Below are 17637 nucleotides of genomic sequence, written 5' to 3' on the forward strand. Positions count from 1 at the left end.
CGCCCGACCGCGGCTTCGGCCGGATACTGGTTCGCCGACAGACCAGTACAGTTCAGCCGAAACTGTCTGCATGCGTACCTGTCCGTGTGCTGCCGCCGTCCGAAATACTGGTGCCATCGAACCCACGCGATCCGGAGGCGGCCATGCGCGAACTGCGACTCTACGAGATGGACGGCAACGAGCCGGCCGGGCGGTGGCGCATCGTCGATCGCACCGCGCTGGCGGTCGCGGACGGCGGCCTGTGGGTGACGGTCGAAGGTCGCCTCGACGATCACTGGCTGCACGCCGGCGAATCGCTGGCACTGCTGCCCGGCATGCGCGTGTGGATCAGTGCGGCGGCGGGCGGGGCGGTGTTTTCGTTCGGGCCGCAGCCGGCGCCGGCCGTGCAGGCGGCGCCTGGATGGCGGCGCGCGTTCGCCGCCTGGCGCGGCGGCCGGGCTCAGGCCGGCGCGTCGCTGCCGACGTAGCGCGCGCGGGGCCGGATCAGCTTGCCGTCCGCATACTGTTCGAGCGCGTGCGCGATCCAGCCCGCGGTGCGGCCGGCCGCGAACAGCGTGAAGGCGGCGCCGCCCGGCAGCGCGAGCGTGCGCTCCAGTACCGCGAGCGCGAAATCGATCGCCGGCCGCAAGCCGGTCGCCGCTTCGACGCGCGCGGCGAGCGCACGGGCCGCGCGCAACGCCGGTCGCTCGGGCGCCGCGGCATGCAGGGCGTCGAGCAACGCGCACGCGCGCGGATCGCCGTCGGGATAGAGCGGATGGCCGAAACCGGACAGCATCGTGCGCGAGCCATCCGCGCGCTCGTCGTGTGCGAGGCGCAGCGCAAGGTAGCGGTCGAGATCGGCGGCGCGCGCCGCTTCGTCGAGCAGTGCGCCCGCGCGGAACGTCTCGCCGCCGTGGCGCGGGCCGGACAGCGCGGCGAGCCCGCCCGCGATCGCGCCGAACAGGTGCGTGCCGGTGGACGCGATGCAGCGCACCGCGAAGGTCGACGGATTCAGCTCGTGATCGGCGCACAGCACGAGCGCGCGGCGCAGCAGGTCGGCTTCGTCGCGCCGCCGGATGCGCCACGCGCTCGCGAGTTGTCGATGCACGGGCGCGTCGTGCGGCGCGATGCCGGCCAGCGCGGCCGTCGCGATGCGCAGCAGCAGCGAGGCCGCTTCGATCTGCGCGTCGCGCCCCTGCGCCCACAGGCGCGGCAGCGATGCGGCCGCGGCCGGAAGCAGCACGAGCGTGCGCTCGAGCGGCGCGAGATGTGCCCAGCGGCGTGCCCACTCGTCCCACTGCACGGTATCGAAACCTGCCGTCGCCAGCGATGCGGCTGCAAGCCGCGCAGGCGGGCAATCCCATAACCGCGCGGCCGTTTCCTCGAGCGTCGCGTCGCGGGCGAGCGCGATCGCATCGGCGCCGCGATAGCGCAGGCAGCCGTCGGCGATCTGCGTGATCCGCGATTCGAGCACCGGCACTCCCCAGTCGAGCGAGCGTTCGGCCACGCCGCCCGCGCGCTTCGCATCGGCGCGGCGGCGCGCGAGCAGGCGCACTTCGTCGGCGTCGTAGCGGCGGCGCTTGCTCGCGCCGTCGGGCAGCGAGCGCAGCAGGCCGCGGCTCACATACGCGTAGAGGGTACTCACGCTGACACCGAGGATGCCGGCCGCTTCGGGCGCGCTGAGGGACGTCATGCCGATCGCTCCTGTCGGGGCGCATGAAGCGCGGCCCGGTTACAACTATTCGTTATGTATTGATTCGCGCTATCAAGATTGATCGCACCTGTTGCGAATTCTAGACTCGATTCCGTCTCCTCAACGGCCCGCTTGCACCATGACACCCGAACTCGCATTGACCCATCTGTGGCAACTCGCGCACGGCGAGCCTGGCGCGCTTGCCCGCGCGACCGTGACAGGGCAGGACCCGACGTTGCCGTCGACGTTCCAGGTCGGCACGCTGGCCGCATCGACGATCGCGGCGGTCGGGCTCGCGGCGGCCGAATGCCACCGGCTGCGCACGGGCGTCGCGCAGCGCGTCGACGTGTCGGTGCGCGACGCGCTCGTCGCGTTTCGCAGCGAACGCTATCTGCGCGTGGACGACGGCCCGGCGCCGGATCCGCGTCATCCGGTGACGGGTTTCTACGACACGCGCGACGGTCGCTGGATCCAGCTGCACGCGAACTTTCCGCATCATCTGCACGGGATTCTCGACGTGCTCGGCTGCGGCCCGCAGCGCGACGATGTCGCCGCGGCGATCCGCACGCGGGACGGCGCGGCGCTCGATACCGCGCTGGCCGAGGCCGGCCTCTGCGCGGCATTGATCAGAACACCTGAGGAATGGGCGGCGCACGACCAGGCGCACGCGATCGCGTCGTTGCCGCTGTTCGAGATCGAACGGATCGGCGATGCGCCGGTCGAGGCGATCGGTCGCGGCGCGCCCGATCAACCGCTCGCGGGCGTACGCGTGCTCGACCTCACGCGCATCATCGCGGGGCCGGTCGCGGGCCGCACGCTCGCGTCGCACGGCGCACAGACGCTGCTCGTCAACGGTCCGCACCTGCCGAACATCGCATCGCTCGTGATCGACAACGGGCGCGGCAAGCGCTCGACGTGGATCGACCTGCGCGAGACGGCGGGCGTCGCCGCGCTGCGCGATCTCGCACGCGACGCCGACGTATTCCTGCAAGCCTATCGCCCGGGCGCGCTCGCGGCGCGCGGGTTCTCGCCGCAGGCGCTGGCCGAGTTGCGGCCCGGCATCGTCTGCGTGTCGGTGTCGGCGTACGGCCATGCGGGGCCGTGGTCGAAGCGGCGCGGCTTCGACAGCCTCGTGCAGTCGGCGAGCGGCATCGCATGGCAGGAGCAGCACGCCGCGCGCGAGAACGGGCCGCGCCACCTGCCGTGCCAGGCGCTCGATCATGCGACGGGTTATCTCGCGGCGTTCGGCGCGATGATCGCGCTCGCGCGCCGTGCGACGGAAGGAGGAAGCTGGCACGTGCGGCTGTCGCTCGCGCAGACGGGCCGCTGGCTGCAATCGCTCGGCGCGGTACCGGACGGCCTGCGCGCGCCGGATCTGACGCTGGACGACGTACGCGACCGGCTGGACAGGACGGCGTCTCCGTTCGGCACGCTCGATGCCGTGCGTCCTGCCGAGCATCTGTCGGCGACGCCGCCGCGATTTGCGCGGCCGCCGGTGCCGCTCGGCACGGACGAAGCTCGCTGGCTGTGAGCGCCGGCGATGCAGCCGGCATGACGGTCGTTACTTGCGCAGCTCGACGACGAAGTCGTAGTAGTCGTTGCGGCAGTAGGTATCGGTCAGCTCGATCGCGCGCTGGTCGGCCGTATAGCCGATCCGCGTGATCAGCAGCAGCGCGTCGTGCGGCGCGATGCCCATCTGCTGAGCGATCTCGTCGGTCGCGTTGACGGCGCGAAAGTGCTGCAGCGCGCGCACGATCGGCGTGCCGCGCGCTTCGAGATAGCTGTACAGCGAACCGCCGATCGCCTGCGGATCGGGAATCAGCGTGGCGGGGAACGTCGAGTTCTCGACGGCCATCACGATGCCGTCGGCCAGGCGCAGGCGCTTGAGCCGCGTGACCGACGCGGCCGGCGACAGGCCGAGCTGGATCACTTCGTCGCGGTTGGCCGGCTGGATTTCGCGCTCGAGCCATTGCGAGCTCGGTTTGAAGCCGCGGCGCTCGAGCATTTCGCTGAAGCTCGACAGCCGCGACAGCGGATCCTCGTAGCGAGGCTGGATGAAATTGCCCGCGCCCTGCGTGCGGCGAATCAGCCCCTGCTCGACGAGCAGCGCGATCGCCTTGCGCGCGGTGATGCGCGACACGCCGAGCGCTTCGGACAGCACGCGTTCGGACGGCAGCGCTTCGCCGGCTGCCCAGCGATTGTCGTGGATCGCGTCGCCGAGCTTGCGGGTGAGCTGCAGGTAGAGCGGCGTGTCGTTGTCGGGGTCGGGGCGCAGGTCCTGCCAGCGGTCGTCCGTGGGTGCCTTCATGGGATGCGTATCGATCAGGTTGCCGGCCATTCTAAGTCATCATGCTGCGCCGTTAATAGCCGGTTTTTGCCGTGTAACAGGTGGGCCGCGCGCCGATTGACTACACTAGGGCTCTGTTTATCCAAGTAACGCGCATGCGTTGTCACGAGAACGGCCGGCCGCCGCGTTGCGCGCGTAGCCGGTTGTCGTGGCAACGCCGGATTCAAGAACTATCCACGGCCATGCCCGAAATCGCCGCGCATGGCGGCGCGGTACGTCGCCGGTCCCGTTCGACGGCGAGCGATTTCGCGCATTCGTCCGCGCGTGACATCGATAGAGAGAACCCGGCGTCGTATTCGATGCTTCGGCCGCGATGCGGCCACGAACCCGCAACGAGGAGCGCATGACAGACACGACCGCCACGGTCGTCTTGCCGGACGGCGAGACGATCCCGAAGCTTGGCCTGGGCACCTGGGAAATGGGCGAGCGGCCGGGCCGCCGCGCGGACGAGATCGCCGCATTGCGAGAAGGTATCGATCTCGGGATGACGCTGGTCGACACCGCCGAGATGTACGGCGAAGGCGCGACCGAGGAACTCGTCGGCGAAGCGTTGAGCGGCCTGCGCGACGACGTGTTTCTCGTCAGCAAGGTGTACCCGCATCACGCGGGCCGGCGCGGTGTCGCCGCCGCGTGCGACGCGAGCCTGAAGCGGCTGCGTACCGATCGCCTCGATTTGTACCTGCTGCACTGGCGCGGCTCGGTGCCGCTCGAGGAGACGGTCGAAGGTTTCGAGGCGCTGCGGCGCGCGGGCAAGATCCGCCACTGGGGCGTGAGCAACTTCGATACGTCCGACATGGCCGAGCTCGTCGACGAGGCGGGCGGCGGCGCGTGCGCGACCAACCAGATCCTCTACAACATCGCGCGGCGCGGCCCGGAATTCGACTTGCTGCCGTGGCTCGCCGAGCGTCGGATGCCGGCGATGGCCTACAGCCCGGTCGATCACGGGCGGCTGCCGAAGCACTCGCCGCTCGACGAGATCGCGCGGCAGCGCGGCGTGTCGGTGATGCGCGTCGCGCTTGCGTGGGCGCTCGCGCAGCCGGGCGTGTTCGCGATCCCGAAGGCGTCGCGGATCGAACACGTGCGCGACAACCGCGCGGCGCTCGATCTCGTGCTGAGCGGCGACGAACGCGCGCAGCTCGACGCGTATTTCCGTCCGCCGCGCAGCAAGCGCGCGCTCGAAATGCTCTGAACGATGCGGCGCGCCGGTCAGCGCGCCGGCGCGTCGGCCGCGCGCTGCCAGCGATGGAACAGGATCGACGCGATCCAGCAGACGAGAAACAGCGCGACGATGCCGTAGCCGATCGTGCCGAAGCGCTCGCCGAGCGCGTCGAGCGCATCGCGCACGGGGCCGGTCAGCGACAGCTTGTCGGCGAGCAGGCCGGCGGCCTCGATCCCGCCGATCGCCAGCGCGACGATGGCCGACACCAGCGTGATGCTCGCGTTGTAGAGCAGCTTGCGATGCGGGTCGTCCATCGCCCATCCATATGCATGAATCATCAGCACGTTGTCGGTCGAATCGATCAGCGTCATGCCGGCCGTAAACAACGCGGGAAACAGCATGACCGCGTAGATCGGCAGCCCCTGGCTCGCCTGCGCGGCGGCGATCGCGAGCAGGCCGATTTCGGTGGCGGTATCGAAGCCGAGCCCGAACAGCACGCCGACCGGATACATGTGCCAGCTCTTCGACACGAAGCGAAACAGCGGCCGCAGCAGCCGCGACACGAGGCCGGCCGGGCGATGCGCGTGCGCGGCATCGTGCGCATGCTCCGGCGCGCCGCGATAGCGCCGCCACACGTCGCGCAGGATCATCAGGTTCAGGCACGCGAGCAGCAGCAGGAACGTTGCCGACACCGCCGTGCCGATCGTGCCGCCGATGTCGCGGAATGCATCGAACCGGTCGCGCAGCGCGAACGCGGTCGCCGCGACGCCGAGCGTGGCGGCGATCACGATCGTCGAATGGCCGAGCGAGAAGAACAGCCCGACGGTCACCGGACGCTGGCCGTCCTGCATCAGCTTGCGCGTCGCGACGTCGATCGCCGCGATGTGATCGGCGTCCACCGCGTGGCGCAGCCCGAGGCCGTATGCGATCGCCGCGGTGCCGAGCAGCAGCGGATGGTCGTGCAGCACCGCGAGCGCCCATAGCCACACGGCGACGTTCGCGGCGATCAGGCCGGCATACAGCATCAGCAGGCGGCGCAGGGCAGGGGTCGGGGGCATCGGGACGGTTCCATCGGACGAATCGCGATGTATTGTGGCATGCGAAAAAAATGCCAGGCGTGCCGATCGGGCGCGATGCCGGCAGCGTGCGTCGATTCGTTCGGCAGACGAAAAAAAGCCCGTCCGGAACCGGACGGGCTTCGATGTGCCGCGGCAGCGGCGCGCTTATTTCACTTTTGCGTTGATCACGCCTTCCGACACGTTCGCCGGCGTTTCCGCATACTGCTTGAACTCCATCGTGTACGTCGCGCGACCCTGCGTCGCCGAGCGCAGCGACGTCGAATAGCCGAACATTTCGGCGAGCGGCACTTCGGCGCGCACGAGCTTGCCGCCGCCGCCCGCAATGTCCTCCATCCCCTGCACGATGCCGCGCCGGCTCGACAGGTCGCCCATCACGTTGCCCATGAACTCTTCGGGCGTCTCGACTTCGACCGCCATCATCGGTTCGAGCAGCACCGGTTTCGCGCGGCGCATCGCTTCCTTGAACGCCATCGAGCCGGCCATCCGGAACGCGTTTTCGTTCGAGTCGACGTCGTGGTACGAACCGAACGTCAGGTGCACCTTCACGTCGACGACCGGATAGCCCGCGAGCACGCCGCTCTTCAGCGTTTCGGTGATGCCCTTGTCGACGGCCGGGATGAATTCGCGCGGAATCACGCCGCCCTTGATCTCGTCGAGGAACTCGTAGCCCTTGCCGGGGTTCGGCTCCAGCGTGATCACGGCATGCCCGTACTGGCCGCGCCCGCCCGACTGTTTGACGAACTTGCCTTCGACGTCGGACGCCGTCGTGCGCACCGTTTCGCGATACGCGACCTGCGGCTTGCCGACCGTCGCCTCGACGCCGAACTCGCGCTTCATCCGGTCGACCAGGATTTCGAGGTGCAGCTCGCCCATCCCCGAAATGATCGTCTGGCCGGATTCCTCGTCGGTCTGCACGCGGAACGACGGATCTTCCTGTGCGAGGCGGTTCAGCGCGAGGCCCATCTTTTCCTGGTCGGCCTTCGTCTTCGGCTCGACGGCCTGCGAGATTACCGGCTCCGGGAATTCCATCTTCTCGAGGATGATCGGCTTGGCCGGATCGCACAGCGTGTCGCCCGTCGTCGCTTCCTTGAGACCCACCGCCGCCGCGATGTCGCCCGCGCGCACTTCCTTGATTTCCTTGCGCTCGTTCGCGTGCATCTGCAGGATCCGGCCGAGCCGTTCCTTCTTGTCCTTCGTCGCGTTCAGCACCGTGTCGCCGGATTCGACGACGCCCGAATACACGCGGAAGAAGATCAGCTGGCCGACGAACGGGTCGGTCATGATCTTGAACGCGAGCGCGGAGAACGGCTCGTCGTCGCTCGGATGACGTTCCGCCGGTTTTTCCGGATCCGCGAAGTCGTGGCCGAGAATCGCCGGCACGTCGACCGGCGACGGCAGATAGTCGATCACCGCGTCGAGCATCGCCTGCACGCCCTTGTTCTTGAATGCGCTGCCGCACAGCATCGGCACGATCTCGTTGGCGATCGTGCGCTGGCGCAGCGCGGCCTTGATCTCGTCCTCGGTCAGCGATTCATGGTCGTGCAGATACTTCTCGAGCAGCTCCTCGCTGGCTTCGGCCGCGGCCTCGACCATCTTTTCGCGCCATTCGTTCGCGAGCTCGACGAGATTCGCCGGGATGTCTTCGTACGTGAACTTCACGCCCTGGCTTTCGTCGTCCCAGACGATCGCCTTCATTTTCACGAGATCGACGACGCCCTGGAAATGATCCTCCGCGCCGATCGGAATCTGGATCGGCACCGCGACGCCCTTCAGGCGCTCGCCGATCTGACGCTGCACGCGGAAGAAGTCCGCGCCGATGCGGTCCATCTTGTTGACGAACGCGATGCGCGGCACCTTGTACTTGTTCGCCTGGCGCCACACGGTTTCGGACTGCGGCTGCACGCCGCCGACCGAGTCGTAGACCATGCACGCGCCGTCGAGCACGCGCATCGAGCGCTCGACCTCGATCGTGAAGTCGACGTGCCCGGGGGTGTCGATGATGTTGATGCGGTGTTCCGGATAGTTGCCGGCCATGCCCTTCCAGAAGGCCGTGGTCGCGGCCGACGTGATCGTGATGCCGCGTTCCTGCTCCTGCTCCATCCAGTCCATCGTGGCCGCGCCGTCGTGCACTTCACCGATCTTGTGGCTCACACCGGTGTAAAACAGGATGCGCTCGGTCGTCGTGGTTTTGCCGGCATCGATGTGAGCGCTGATCCCGATGTTGCGATAGCGCTCGATGGGGGTTTTGCGGGGCACGTGAACCTCCTGGTGGTTCGGATCGTAAGCGGGTCGACTGCGCCGGCCCGGACTGGAAACAAGCGAGATTTAAAGCATAGCGCTTGTCCGTGGCTTTTGCAGATGCGGGCAGCGTTTGCCGAATCAAGGCGGGCGCGGCCGCCCGCAGGCGAAAAAAAAGCCGGCGCGCAACGGGCGGCCGGCTTCGGTCGACGCGCGGCGGAGCCGCCGCGAAGGCCGTTACTGGGGCTTCGGCAGGCCGTCGAGCTTCATGCCCGGCTTGATGCCTTTCGCCGCGAACCAGCCCTTGCTCATTTCGAGCGCATAGACGCCGTTGTTGCGCGGGCAGTGGTTGTCGGTCGTTTCGGCCTGCATTTCGTCGATGTCGGTGATCGTGCCGTCCGCGCGGACGAACGCGATCGACAACGGGATCAGCGTGTTCTTCATCCAGAAGCAGTGCACGGCGTTTTCGTTGAACACGAACAGCATGCCTTCGTTCGGCGCGAGCTGCGACCGGTACATCAGCCCCTGTTCGCGGTCGGCGTCGTTCGCGGCGACGGCCGCGTCGATCACGTACATGCCGGCGCGCAGTTTCACGCGCGGGAATTCGCTCGGCTGCTTGGCGCCGGGCGGCATTTGCGCGCTGGCGGCCTGCATGCCGAGTGCGAGCACGGCGAGCGCGGCGGGAAACACGGCGGCGCGCGCAAGGCGGCCGAGCGACGAGCGCAGGGAGAATCGCACAGCAGGGCTCCTATCGGGAAAACGAGACCCGCATGGTACGCGAAGCGCGCGGGCGGGCACAAAAAGAAAAAGGCAGATCGCCTTGCGGTGATCTGCCTTTCAACGCCGTAAGAACGGCAAGACTGCGTGTTCTTGACTGCGTTATTACAGCAAGCTTGCTTAGTTCGAAGCAGCTGCCGGAGCTGCTGCGTCGCTTGCTGCAGCCTTCTTCGCTGCCTTGTGGTGTGCCTTCTTGTGAGCGTGCTTCTTGGCAGCGTGCTTTGCCGGTGCCGAAGCAGCTTCAGCAGCAGCCGGAGCAGCTTCCGGAGCCGATGCTTGTGCGAAAGCAGCCGTTGCGAAGAGGCCAGCGACCAGAGCGGCGATCAGTTTGTTCATGTTGTGTTCCTCAGCTTTAGTTAATTAACCAAATGACCCGGCAATAGGAGTCATGTCGTCTAACGGTGCCATCCACCTTTCGGTTGACAGACGCTTCGAGAAATTTCTCTGTGCGCTGCGGGCGCCGAATCGTATTCGAAGAAAGCGTCGCTTTCGTGACGCAAACACGCCAATACCGGTTCGGCTGCCAATGCCGGATAGCTAAGGGTGGCATCTGCGTGGTTTAACGCGCGATCTTCGCCGGCGGTTGACGAAAAAGATGACGAAAAAAATCGAAAGTTGCCGGCGCGGTTACGAACCGTGCGCGAAACCGTCCCACGGCGCCCGTGGCGGCAGCACAATTGTTTCGCCCGGTGCAATGCCGAGCGCGAATATGTCGAGCGCGCCGATGCCGACGCGCACGAGACGCAACGTCGGGAAGCCGATCGCGGCCGTCATCCGGCGCACCTGTCGGTTCTTGCCTTCGGTGATCGCGAGCTCGATCCACGTGGTCGGGATCGCGGCGCGGTAGCGGATCGGCGGATTGCGCGGCCACAGCGCGCCGGGCGGCTCGATGAATTCGGCACGGCACGGGCGCGTCACATAGTCGCCGAGATCGACGCCGCGCGCGAGCGCCTTCAGGTCGGCCGGGCCCGGCGCGCCGTCCACCTGCGCCCAGTAGCGCTTGACGAGCTTGTGGCGCGGTTCCGCGATGCGCGCCTGCAATGCGCCGTCGTCGGTGAGCAGCAGCAGGCCCTCGCTGTCCGCATCGAGCCGGCCGGCCGGGTAGACGCCGGGCGTTTTTACCCAGTCGCCGAGCGACGGCCGCGTCTCGTGCGCGGAAAACTGGCAAATCGTGCCGAACGGCTTGTTGAGGGCGATCAGGGTCATGGCGAGGCGGCGTGCCCGGCGTGCCGCAAGGGGAAGCGGGGCGGGCGGTCTATGGCAAATGGCGGAATCTTAATGCATAATACGGAACGGCAAGTCCTCTGTCTTATATAAGACATAAGGGGGAAACTTGATACGCAGCGCCGCGCTTCGTGCCGCCGGCCCCGGTTGGGGCGCTAGAATAGCGGCTCGCTGTCGCCGTCGCGGGGTGGCAAGGCCGCCTCGCCGCGTGCGCAGTTTCGACCAGCATCACCTGCTCAGCCACGTCACTGGAGTCGATCATGCCGTATCAGCACATCAAGGTACCGGAGGGCGGTGACAAGATCACCGTCAACAAGGACTTTACGCTCAACGTTTCCGATCAGCCGATCATTCCCTATATCGAAGGCGACGGCACCGGCTTCGATATCACGCCGGTCATGATCAAGGTCGTCGACGCGGCGGTCGCGCACGCGTACAAGGGCAAGCGCAAGATCCACTGGATGGAGATCTTCGCGGGCGAGAAGGCGACGAAGGTGTACGGCCCGGACGTGTGGCTGCCGGACGAAACGCTGCAGGTGCTGAAGGAATACGTGGTGTCGATCAAGGGGCCGCTCACGACCCCGGTCGGCGGCGGGATCCGTTCGCTGAACGTCGCGCTGCGCCAGGAACTCGACCTGTACGTGTGTCTGCGCCCGGTCCAGTATTTCAAGGGCGTGCCGTCGCCGGTGCGCGAGCCGCAAAAGATCGACATGGTGATCTTCCGCGAGAACTCGGAAGACATCTACGCGGGCATCGAATGGGCCGCGGGTTCCGAGCAGGCGAAGAAGGTCATCAAGTTCCTGCAGGACGAGATGGGCGTGAAGAAGATCCGCTTCCCGGAAACCTCGGGGATCGGCGTGAAGCCCGTGTCGACCGAAGGCACCGAGCGTCTCGTGCGCAAGGCGATCCAGTACGCGATCGACAACGATCGCAAGTCGGTCACGCTGGTGCACAAGGGCAACATCATGAAGTTCACGGAAGGCCTGTTCCGTGACGCCGGCTACGCGCTCGCGCAGAAGGAGTTCGGCGGCGAGCTGATCGACGGCGGCCCGTGGATGCGCGTGAAGAACCCGAAGACGGGCAACGAGATCGTCATCAAGGATTCGATCGCCGACGCGTTCCTGCAGCAGATCCTGCTGCGCCCGGCCGAATACGACGTGATCGCGACGCTGAACCTGAACGGCGACTACATCTCCGACGCACTGGCCGCGCAGGTCGGCGGCATCGGGATCGCGCCGGGCGCGAACCTGTCGGATTCGGTCGCGATGTTCGAGGCGACCCACGGCACGGCGCCGAAGTACGCGGGCAAGGATTACGTGAACCCCGGTTCGGAAATCCTGTCGGCGGAAATGATGCTGCGCCACCTCGGCTGGACGGAAGCAGCCGACACGATCATCGCCGCGATGGAGAAGTCCATCCTGCAGAAGCGCGTCACGTACGACTTCGCGCGCCTGATGGAAGGCGCGACGCAGGTGTCGTGCTCCGGCTTCGGCGAAGTGCTGATCGAGAACATGTAAGACCCCTTCCGGGGTGGGCCGGCCGATGGCCGGCCGCCCCGGCGCTGACTGCCGGCGCCGGAGCGTTTCATGGATGGCAGGTTTGTTGGCAGGGCGGTCCGGCATGCGGGCCGCGGCGCCGCGATGCGGCCCGGATGCCCTGCAAGGTAGAACATGACGGCCCTCGCAACATCACCGCCCGGTTGAGCCGGCGCGCTCCTTTCGCGACCCACCCGGTCGCTCCCCGCCGGTTACCGCCGGCGCTCCCCAGTCCCCATTTTCACGTAGCAACGCATCGACCATGTCCACTTCGCCCAAGATCATCTATACCCTCACCGACGAAGCGCCCGCGCTCGCGACCTATTCGCTGCTGCCGATCGTCAAGGCCTTCACGCGCTCGTCCGGCGTCGCCGTCGAAACGCGTGACATCTCGCTCGCCGGCCGTATCATCGCGGCGTTCGCCGACGTCCTGCCGCCGGAGCAGAAGGGTTCCGACGATCTGGCCGAACTGGGCCAGCTCACGCTGAAGCCTGAAGCGAACATCGTCAAGCTGCCGAACATCAGCGCATCGGTGCCGCAGCTCAAGGCCGCGATCGCCGAACTGCAGGCGCAGGGCTACTCGCTGCCGGCGTATCCGGAAGATCCGTCGACCGACGAAGAGAAGGCCGTCAAGGCCCGTTACGACAAGATCAAGGGCAGCGCGGTGAACCCGGTGCTGCGCGAAGGCAACTCCGACCGCCGCGCGCCGCTGTCGGTCAAGAACTACGCACGCAAGCACCCGCACAAGATGGGCGCATGGAAGTCGACGTCGAAGGCGCACGTCTCGCACATGAGCGAAGGCGACTTCTACGGCAGCGAAAAGTCGGCGCTGATCGCCGATGCCGGCAGCGTGAAGATCGAACTCACGACCGCCGACGGCGTGAAGAAGGTGCTGAAGGAAAAGACGGCCGTGAAGGCCGGTGAACTCATCGACGCATCGGTGATGAGCCGCAAGGCGCTGCGCAGCTTCATCGAAGCGCAGATCGCCGACGCGAAGGCGCAGGACGTGCTGTTCTCGGTGCACCTGAAGGCGACCATGATGAAGGTCTCCGACCCGATCATGTTCGGTCACTTCGTGTCGGTGTTCTACCGCGACGCGCTCGCGAAGCACGCGGACGTGCTGGCGCAGGCCGGCTTCAACCCGAACAATGGTATCGGCGACCTGTACGCACGCCTGAAGGAACTGCCGGCCGACACGCGCGAAGCGATCGAAGCCGACATCAAGGCCGAATACGCGCTGCGCCCGAGCCTCGCGATGGTCAACTCGGACAAGGGCATCACCAACCTGCACGTGCCGAGCGACGTGATCGTCGACGCATCGATGCCGGCGATGATCCGCGAGTCGGGCTGCATGTGGGGCCCGGACGGCGAACTGTACGACGCGAAGGCCGTGATCCCGGACCGTTGCTACGCGGGCGTCTACCAGGCCGTGATCGAAGACTGCAAGCAGCACGGCGCGTTCGACCCGGTCACGATGGGCAGCGTGCCGAACGTCGGCCTGATGGCGCAGGCGGCTGAAGAATACGGTTCGCACGACAAGACGTTCCTGATCCCGGCCGACGGCGTCGTGCGCGTCACCGACGAAGCGGGCAACGTGCTGCTCGAGCACGCGGTCGAGTCGGGCGACATCTGGCGCATGTGCCAGACGAAGGACGCACCGGTGCAGGACTGGGTCAAGCTCGCGGTGAACCGCGCACGCGCGACCGGCGTGCCGGCCGTGTTCTGGCTCGATCCGGTGCGTGCGCACGACGCGCAGGTCATCGCGAAGGTCGAACGCTACCTGAAGGATCACGACACGAACGGCCTCGACATCCGCATCATGACGCCGGTCGACGCGACGCGTTTCTCGCTCGAGCGCATCCGCGCGGGCAAGGACACGATCTCGGTCACGGGTAACGTGCTGCGCGACTACCTGACCGACCTGTTCCCGATCATGGAACTCGGCACCAGCGCGAAGATGCTGTCGATCGTGCCGCTGATGGCAGGCGGCGGGATGTTCGAAACGGGTGCGGGCGGTTCGGCGCCGAAGCACGTGCAGCAGTTCGTCGAGGAAGGCTTCCTGCGCTGGGATTCGCTCGGCGAATTCCTCGCGCTCGCCGCGTCGCTCGAACACCTTGGCCACGCTTACCAGAACCCGAAGGCGCTCGTGCTTGCGAAGACGCTCGACCAGGCGACCGGCAAGTTCCTGGACGAGAACAAGTCGCCGGCACGCAAGGTCGGCGGTCTCGACAACCGCGGCAGCCATTTCTACCTGTGCCTGTACTGGGCGCAGGCGCTGGCCGAGCAGACCGAAGATGCGGCGCTGAAGGCGCAGTTCGAAGGCGTCGCCAAGTCGCTGTCCGACAGCGAAGCGCGCATTCTGGAAGAACTGTCGGCCGCGCAGGGCACGGCACAGGCGATCGGCGGCTACTACCGTCCGAACGTCGAGCTGACGAGCCAGGCGATGCGCCCGAGCGCAACGCTGAACGGCATCGTCGACGCAGTCGCCTGACGCCGGCCGCGCAGTCGCGCGTGCCACGGCAACGGCGACAGCCGACACGGCGGGCCTCGCGGCTCGCCGTCCCGCCGAACATGAAAACGCCCCGGTCGCCCGGGGCGTTTTTCGTTGCAGGCGCGTCATTCAGACGTGAACGATTTCCCATTCGGCGATTTCGTGCGGCACTTCCAGCGTGGCCGTGTCCAGTTCGGACGGCTGTTCGCAGTCGCCGCGAGAGATGTGGTCGGCCGCCACTTCCGGGCACGAGAACGCGCCGAGCAGTGCGTTGCCGAACGTCGCTTCCCAGCCGCCGTTACCCGGCAGGATGTAGAACGACCCGAGCGCTGAACCAAAGCGAAATCCCTTCATTTCCGTTCTCCCTTTCTGATCACAAGCGATTCTGTTGTGCCGCCCGCCGGCTCATCCGGCTATGGCCCGACTGGCTGCTTGCGCCGGTTCCGTATCGAACCGGGTGGCGAAGCGTCAGTGCATGGAACAAAGTCTACGTCCGCGGCCGTATCCGATGGTGCGCGTAGAACGCTTTCTCGAAACAAAAATTTCCATTTAAAAACAGTGTGTTATTTCATTCGTTTTGTATTGCGGAATGATTTTTGGCATCGCGAAACGGCAAATTTGTGCCTCGCACCACGAATTTTTATAAGGCAGAGACTTGTTCCACATCGTGAAAAATAGACGGATTCGCGAATCGACCGAATGTGGCGTGCGGATCGCGGGGCGAGCGATGGGGGCTGACGGGCCCGGGCAAGGGGTTGGAAGGCGGGCAGGGGCGGTGGGCTGACGGGTTCGGCGCATGGCGATACAGCGCATGCAAATAGCGGCGCGCGCAGGCGCTCGACGGCGTCGCGCGACCGCACCCGGTTGGTCCGACGAGCCTGCGTGCTGCGGCGTATCGCCGCTCGTCCGGTGTCGCGGCGTTTCGCCCGGGGGCTGCGGTTATGATGACGCGGGCATCGGGTTTCGCGTCGCGGCGGCCGCGCGATGCAGTACCCATAATGAACAACGAGGAACGATTGATGATACGGAGAACCTTCCTGTCGCACGCCATCGGCATCGCGGCCGCATCGCTGTTCACGCGCACCGCGTGGGCGCAGCATGCCGGTCACGCGGGCATGGCCGGCATGGATCAGATGGACGACATGCCCGGGATGTCGGGCATGGCGGGCCACGCGCAGCACGGCAAGCCGGCGCCGGCCGCGCTCGCGGCCCCCGACGCGCTGCCGGCCGGCGCGCCGCTCGCATCGCTGCGCACGCTCGCGAACGAAAGCCGCGAAGCCGGCACGTTCCGCGCCACGCTGGTCGCGCAGCCGGTCGCGCGTTCGATGCTGCACGGCGCGCGGCCGACGACGTTCTGGCAGTTCGGCACGGGCACGCAGGGGCCGGTCGTCGGCCCGCTGATCGACGTGCGCGAGGGCGACACCGTCGAAATCCGCTTCGTGAACAAGCTGCCGCAGCCGTCGACCATCCACTGGCACGGGCTGCCCGTGCCGCCGGATCAGGACGGCAATCCGTCCGATCCCGTGGCGCCGGGCGCATCGCGCGTGTACCGCTTCACGCTGCCGAAGGGCAGCGCCGGCACTTACTGGTATCACCCGCATCCGCACATGATGACGGCCGAGCAGGTGTTCCGCGGGCTGGCCGGCCCGTTCGTCGTGCGCGCTGCCGACGACCCGCTCGCCGGCTGGCCCGAGCGCAACCTGTTCGTGTCCGATCTGAAGCTCGCCCGTGACGGCACGATTCCGCCGAACGACATGATGGACTGGATGAACGGCCGCGAGGGCCAGTTCGTGCTGGTGAACGGCGCGCGCCGGCCGCGGATCGACGTGGCCGGCGACGAGCGCTGGCGCGTGTGGAATGCCTGCAGCGCGCGCTATCTGCGCGTCGCATTCGACGACGGCCGCACGTTCGAGCATGCGGGCACCGACGGCGGGCTGATCGATGCCCCGCGCCACGTCACGTCGCTGTTGCTTGCGCCCGGCGAGCGCGCGGAGCTGCTGGTGCGTGCCGGCGACCGTGCGTCGCGCGCGGTGCTGCAGGCGGCCGAATACGACCGCCGCAAGATGGCGATGTCGCACGACGACGGCCACGGCAGCCTGCCGCCCGACCCGGCGCTGGCACTTGCCGACGTCACCTTCGCGCCGGCGGCCGCCCGCGCGCTGCCCGCGACGCTGCGCGCGGTGCCGGCCCTAGGCGAGCCGGTTGCGCGCAAGACGGTCGAGTTCGGCGAAGAGATGGACATGGACGCGATGATGAGCGGCCCGGCGCACGGCCGCCCGGCAGGCATGCGCTTCACGATCAACGGTGCGACTTACGCGCCGCACCGCGCGACGTTGACGAGCCGCCGCGGCGACATCGAGCGCTGGGACATCCGCAACGCGACCGACATGGATCACCCGTTCCATTTGCATGGCACGCAATTCCAGGTGATCGAGCGTGCATCGGATGGGGTGCGCACGAGCGAACCGTTCCGCGCGTGGCGCGATACCGTGAACGTGCGCAGCGGCGAAACCGTGACGATACGCGTGTCGCAGGACATGTCCGGCGAGCGCATGTTTCACTGCCACATTCTCGAACACGAGGATCTCGGCATGATGGGCACGCTGAAGGTCGTGTAACGAGACGTCGAATATGTTTCACGCGAATGACAGGCATTCGATCCGGGCGTGCAACAAGACAATATGTGTTCAATTATCGGGATTGAACGAAAAGGCCGGCCAATCGAATTAACGAATGGCCGGCCTGAAAAAAAAGAAACCCGGCGCAATGCCGGGTTTCTTCGTCCGATATCCGGTGCCTTTATGCGGCCTGGATGTTCGACGCTTGCTTGCCCTTCGGGCCTTGAACGACCTCGAAGCTCACCTTCTGGCCTTCCTTCAGGGTCTTGAAGCCCTGCATGTTGATGGCCGAGAAGTGCGCAAACAGATCCTCACCGCCCTCGTCGGGAGTGATGAAACCGAAGCCCTTCGCGTCGTTGAACCATTTAACGATACCAGTTGCCATTTCCTACTTCCCCTGTCACACAGTCGCTGCTACTTACCACGAGCACGCTCGAAAAGCTAAACGACCGGAAAATGCAGCCGTTCCCCCCTCACAAGCTCACCTTCGGCCTCTT

At 66.7% G+C, this 17637-nt stretch carries 15 protein-coding genes; 6 read left to right on the forward strand and 9 right to left on the reverse strand.

Annotated elements, in window-relative coordinates; genetic code table 11:
• The first annotated feature begins 143 nt into the window (after positions 1-143).
• Positions 144-467: a DUF2917 domain-containing protein gene (locus BME24068_RS01185; RefSeq protein WP_096502371.1), complete on the forward strand. Its 324-nt coding sequence runs from the start codon at positions 144-146 to the stop codon at positions 465-467.
• On the opposite strand, the gene BME24068_RS01190 is transcribed toward BME24068_RS01185, so the two are convergent.
• Entirely contained in the window at positions 440-1672 is a 1233-nt protein-coding gene (locus BME24068_RS01190) for a citrate/2-methylcitrate synthase (protein ID WP_174924927.1), read from the reverse strand. The genes BME24068_RS01185 and BME24068_RS01190 overlap by 28 nt on opposite strands.
• A 139-nt stretch (positions 1673-1811) precedes the next feature.
• On the opposite strand from BME24068_RS01190, the gene BME24068_RS01195 reads away from it, so the two are divergent.
• Positions 1812-3203, forward strand: coding sequence for a CoA transferase (locus tag BME24068_RS01195; RefSeq protein WP_174924928.1), 1392 nt, complete (start codon positions 1812-1814; stop codon positions 3201-3203).
• 30 nt (positions 3204-3233) lie between these two features.
• Here the strand turns inward: BME24068_RS01195 and BME24068_RS01200 are convergent, their stop codons facing one another.
• A complete protein-coding gene (locus BME24068_RS01200; RefSeq protein ID WP_057926215.1) occupies positions 3234-3980 on the reverse strand; it encodes a GntR family transcriptional regulator in 747 nt (248 codons plus the stop codon).
• A 382-nt stretch (positions 3981-4362) separates the two neighbouring features.
• On the opposite strand from BME24068_RS01200, the gene BME24068_RS01205 reads away from it, so the two are divergent.
• Positions 4363-5208 (forward strand): aldo/keto reductase, encoded by an 846-nt coding sequence (locus BME24068_RS01205; protein ID WP_174924929.1) that lies wholly within the window; start codon positions 4363-4365, stop codon positions 5206-5208.
• Positions 5209-5225: 17 nt separating this feature from the next.
• On the opposite strand, the gene BME24068_RS01210 is transcribed toward BME24068_RS01205, so the two are convergent.
• The 5 genes from BME24068_RS01210 to BME24068_RS01230 form a co-directional block, all read right to left on the reverse strand.
• Complete coding sequence (locus BME24068_RS01210; protein WP_174924930.1) at positions 5226-6236, reverse strand: HoxN/HupN/NixA family nickel/cobalt transporter; 1011 nt, start codon at positions 6234-6236, stop codon at positions 5226-5228.
• A gap of 165 nt (positions 6237-6401) precedes the next feature.
• A complete protein-coding gene (fusA, locus tag BME24068_RS01215; protein WP_096502361.1) occupies positions 6402-8513 on the reverse strand; it encodes an elongation factor G in 2112 nt (703 codons plus the stop codon).
• A gap of 219 nt (positions 8514-8732) precedes the next feature.
• The gene (locus BME24068_RS01220; RefSeq protein ID WP_174924931.1) at positions 8733-9233 is read right to left on the reverse strand and encodes a DUF192 domain-containing protein; all 501 of its coding nucleotides are present in this window, start codon (positions 9231-9233) and stop codon (positions 8733-8735) included.
• 159 nt (positions 9234-9392) lie between these two features.
• On the reverse strand, positions 9393-9608 hold the full coding sequence (locus BME24068_RS01225; RefSeq protein ID WP_096502357.1) for a hypothetical protein: 216 nt from the start codon (positions 9606-9608) through the stop codon (positions 9393-9395).
• A gap of 291 nt (positions 9609-9899) precedes the next feature.
• Positions 9900-10478 carry a pseudouridine synthase gene (locus tag BME24068_RS01230; RefSeq protein ID WP_096502355.1) on the reverse strand — a complete coding sequence of 193 codons (579 nt, stop codon included), beginning with the start codon at positions 10476-10478 and terminating at the stop codon, positions 9900-9902.
• Between the two features lie 278 nt (positions 10479-10756).
• Between BME24068_RS01230 and icd the strand changes: the two genes are divergently transcribed.
• Both icd and BME24068_RS01240 read left to right on the forward strand, forming a co-directional pair.
• A complete protein-coding gene (icd, locus tag BME24068_RS01235; RefSeq protein WP_096502353.1) occupies positions 10757-12013 on the forward strand; it encodes an NADP-dependent isocitrate dehydrogenase in 1257 nt (418 codons plus the stop codon).
• A gap of 280 nt (positions 12014-12293) precedes the next feature.
• Entirely contained in the window at positions 12294-14522 is a 2229-nt protein-coding gene (locus tag BME24068_RS01240; protein ID WP_174924932.1) for an NADP-dependent isocitrate dehydrogenase, read from the forward strand.
• A gap of 129 nt (positions 14523-14651) precedes the next feature.
• Here the strand turns inward: BME24068_RS01240 and BME24068_RS01245 are convergent, their stop codons facing one another.
• Complete coding sequence (locus BME24068_RS01245) at positions 14652-14876, reverse strand: hypothetical protein (RefSeq protein WP_043190017.1); 225 nt, start codon at positions 14874-14876, stop codon at positions 14652-14654.
• A 665-nt stretch (positions 14877-15541) separates the two neighbouring features.
• Here BME24068_RS01245 and BME24068_RS01250 point away from each other — a divergent pair.
• Positions 15542-17140 carry a multicopper oxidase family protein gene (locus BME24068_RS01250; protein ID WP_174924933.1) on the forward strand — a complete coding sequence of 533 codons (1599 nt, stop codon included), beginning with the start codon at positions 15542-15544 and terminating at the stop codon, positions 17138-17140.
• Between the two features lie 181 nt (positions 17141-17321).
• Here BME24068_RS01250 and BME24068_RS01255 read toward each other — a convergent pair whose 3' ends face one another.
• Positions 17322-17525 (reverse strand): cold-shock protein, encoded by a 204-nt coding sequence (locus BME24068_RS01255; RefSeq protein ID WP_004196460.1) that lies wholly within the window; start codon positions 17523-17525, stop codon positions 17322-17324.
• Between the last annotated feature and the right edge of the window lie 112 nt (positions 17526-17637).

Origin of the sequence: Burkholderia anthina, from assembly GCF_902498995.1 — a bacterium.
Lineage (GTDB): Bacteria > Pseudomonadota > Gammaproteobacteria > Burkholderiales > Burkholderiaceae > Burkholderia > Burkholderia anthina.

Coding starts and splice junctions, on each gene's coding strand:
- BME24068_RS01185 (WP_096502371.1), top strand. CDS start 144: ATGCGCGAACTGCGACTCTACGAGATGGACGGCAACGAGCCGGCCGGG.
- BME24068_RS01190 (WP_174924927.1), bottom strand. CDS start 1,672: ATGACGTCCCTCAGCGCGCCCGAAGCGGCCGGCATCCTCGGTGTCAGC.
- BME24068_RS01195 (WP_174924928.1), top strand. CDS start 1,812: ATGACACCCGAACTCGCATTGACCCATCTGTGGCAACTCGCGCACGGC.
- BME24068_RS01200 (WP_057926215.1), bottom strand. CDS start 3,980: ATGAAGGCACCCACGGACGACCGCTGGCAGGACCTGCGCCCCGACCCC.
- BME24068_RS01205 (WP_174924929.1), top strand. CDS start 4,363: ATGACAGACACGACCGCCACGGTCGTCTTGCCGGACGGCGAGACGATC.
- BME24068_RS01210 (WP_174924930.1), bottom strand. CDS start 6,236: ATGCCCCCGACCCCTGCCCTGCGCCGCCTGCTGATGCTGTATGCCGGC.
- BME24068_RS01225 (WP_096502357.1), bottom strand. CDS start 9,608: ATGAACAAACTGATCGCCGCTCTGGTCGCTGGCCTCTTCGCAACGGCT.
- BME24068_RS01230 (WP_096502355.1), bottom strand. CDS start 10,478: ATGACCCTGATCGCCCTCAACAAGCCGTTCGGCACGATTTGCCAGTTT.
- icd (WP_096502353.1), top strand. CDS start 10,757: ATGCCGTATCAGCACATCAAGGTACCGGAGGGCGGTGACAAGATCACC.
- BME24068_RS01240 (WP_174924932.1), top strand. CDS start 12,294: ATGTCCACTTCGCCCAAGATCATCTATACCCTCACCGACGAAGCGCCC.
- BME24068_RS01245 (WP_043190017.1), bottom strand. CDS start 14,876: ATGAAGGGATTTCGCTTTGGTTCAGCGCTCGGGTCGTTCTACATCCTG.
- BME24068_RS01250 (WP_174924933.1), top strand. CDS start 15,542: ATGATACGGAGAACCTTCCTGTCGCACGCCATCGGCATCGCGGCCGCA.
- BME24068_RS01255 (WP_004196460.1), bottom strand. CDS start 17,525: ATGGCAACTGGTATCGTTAAATGGTTCAACGACGCGAAGGGCTTCGGT.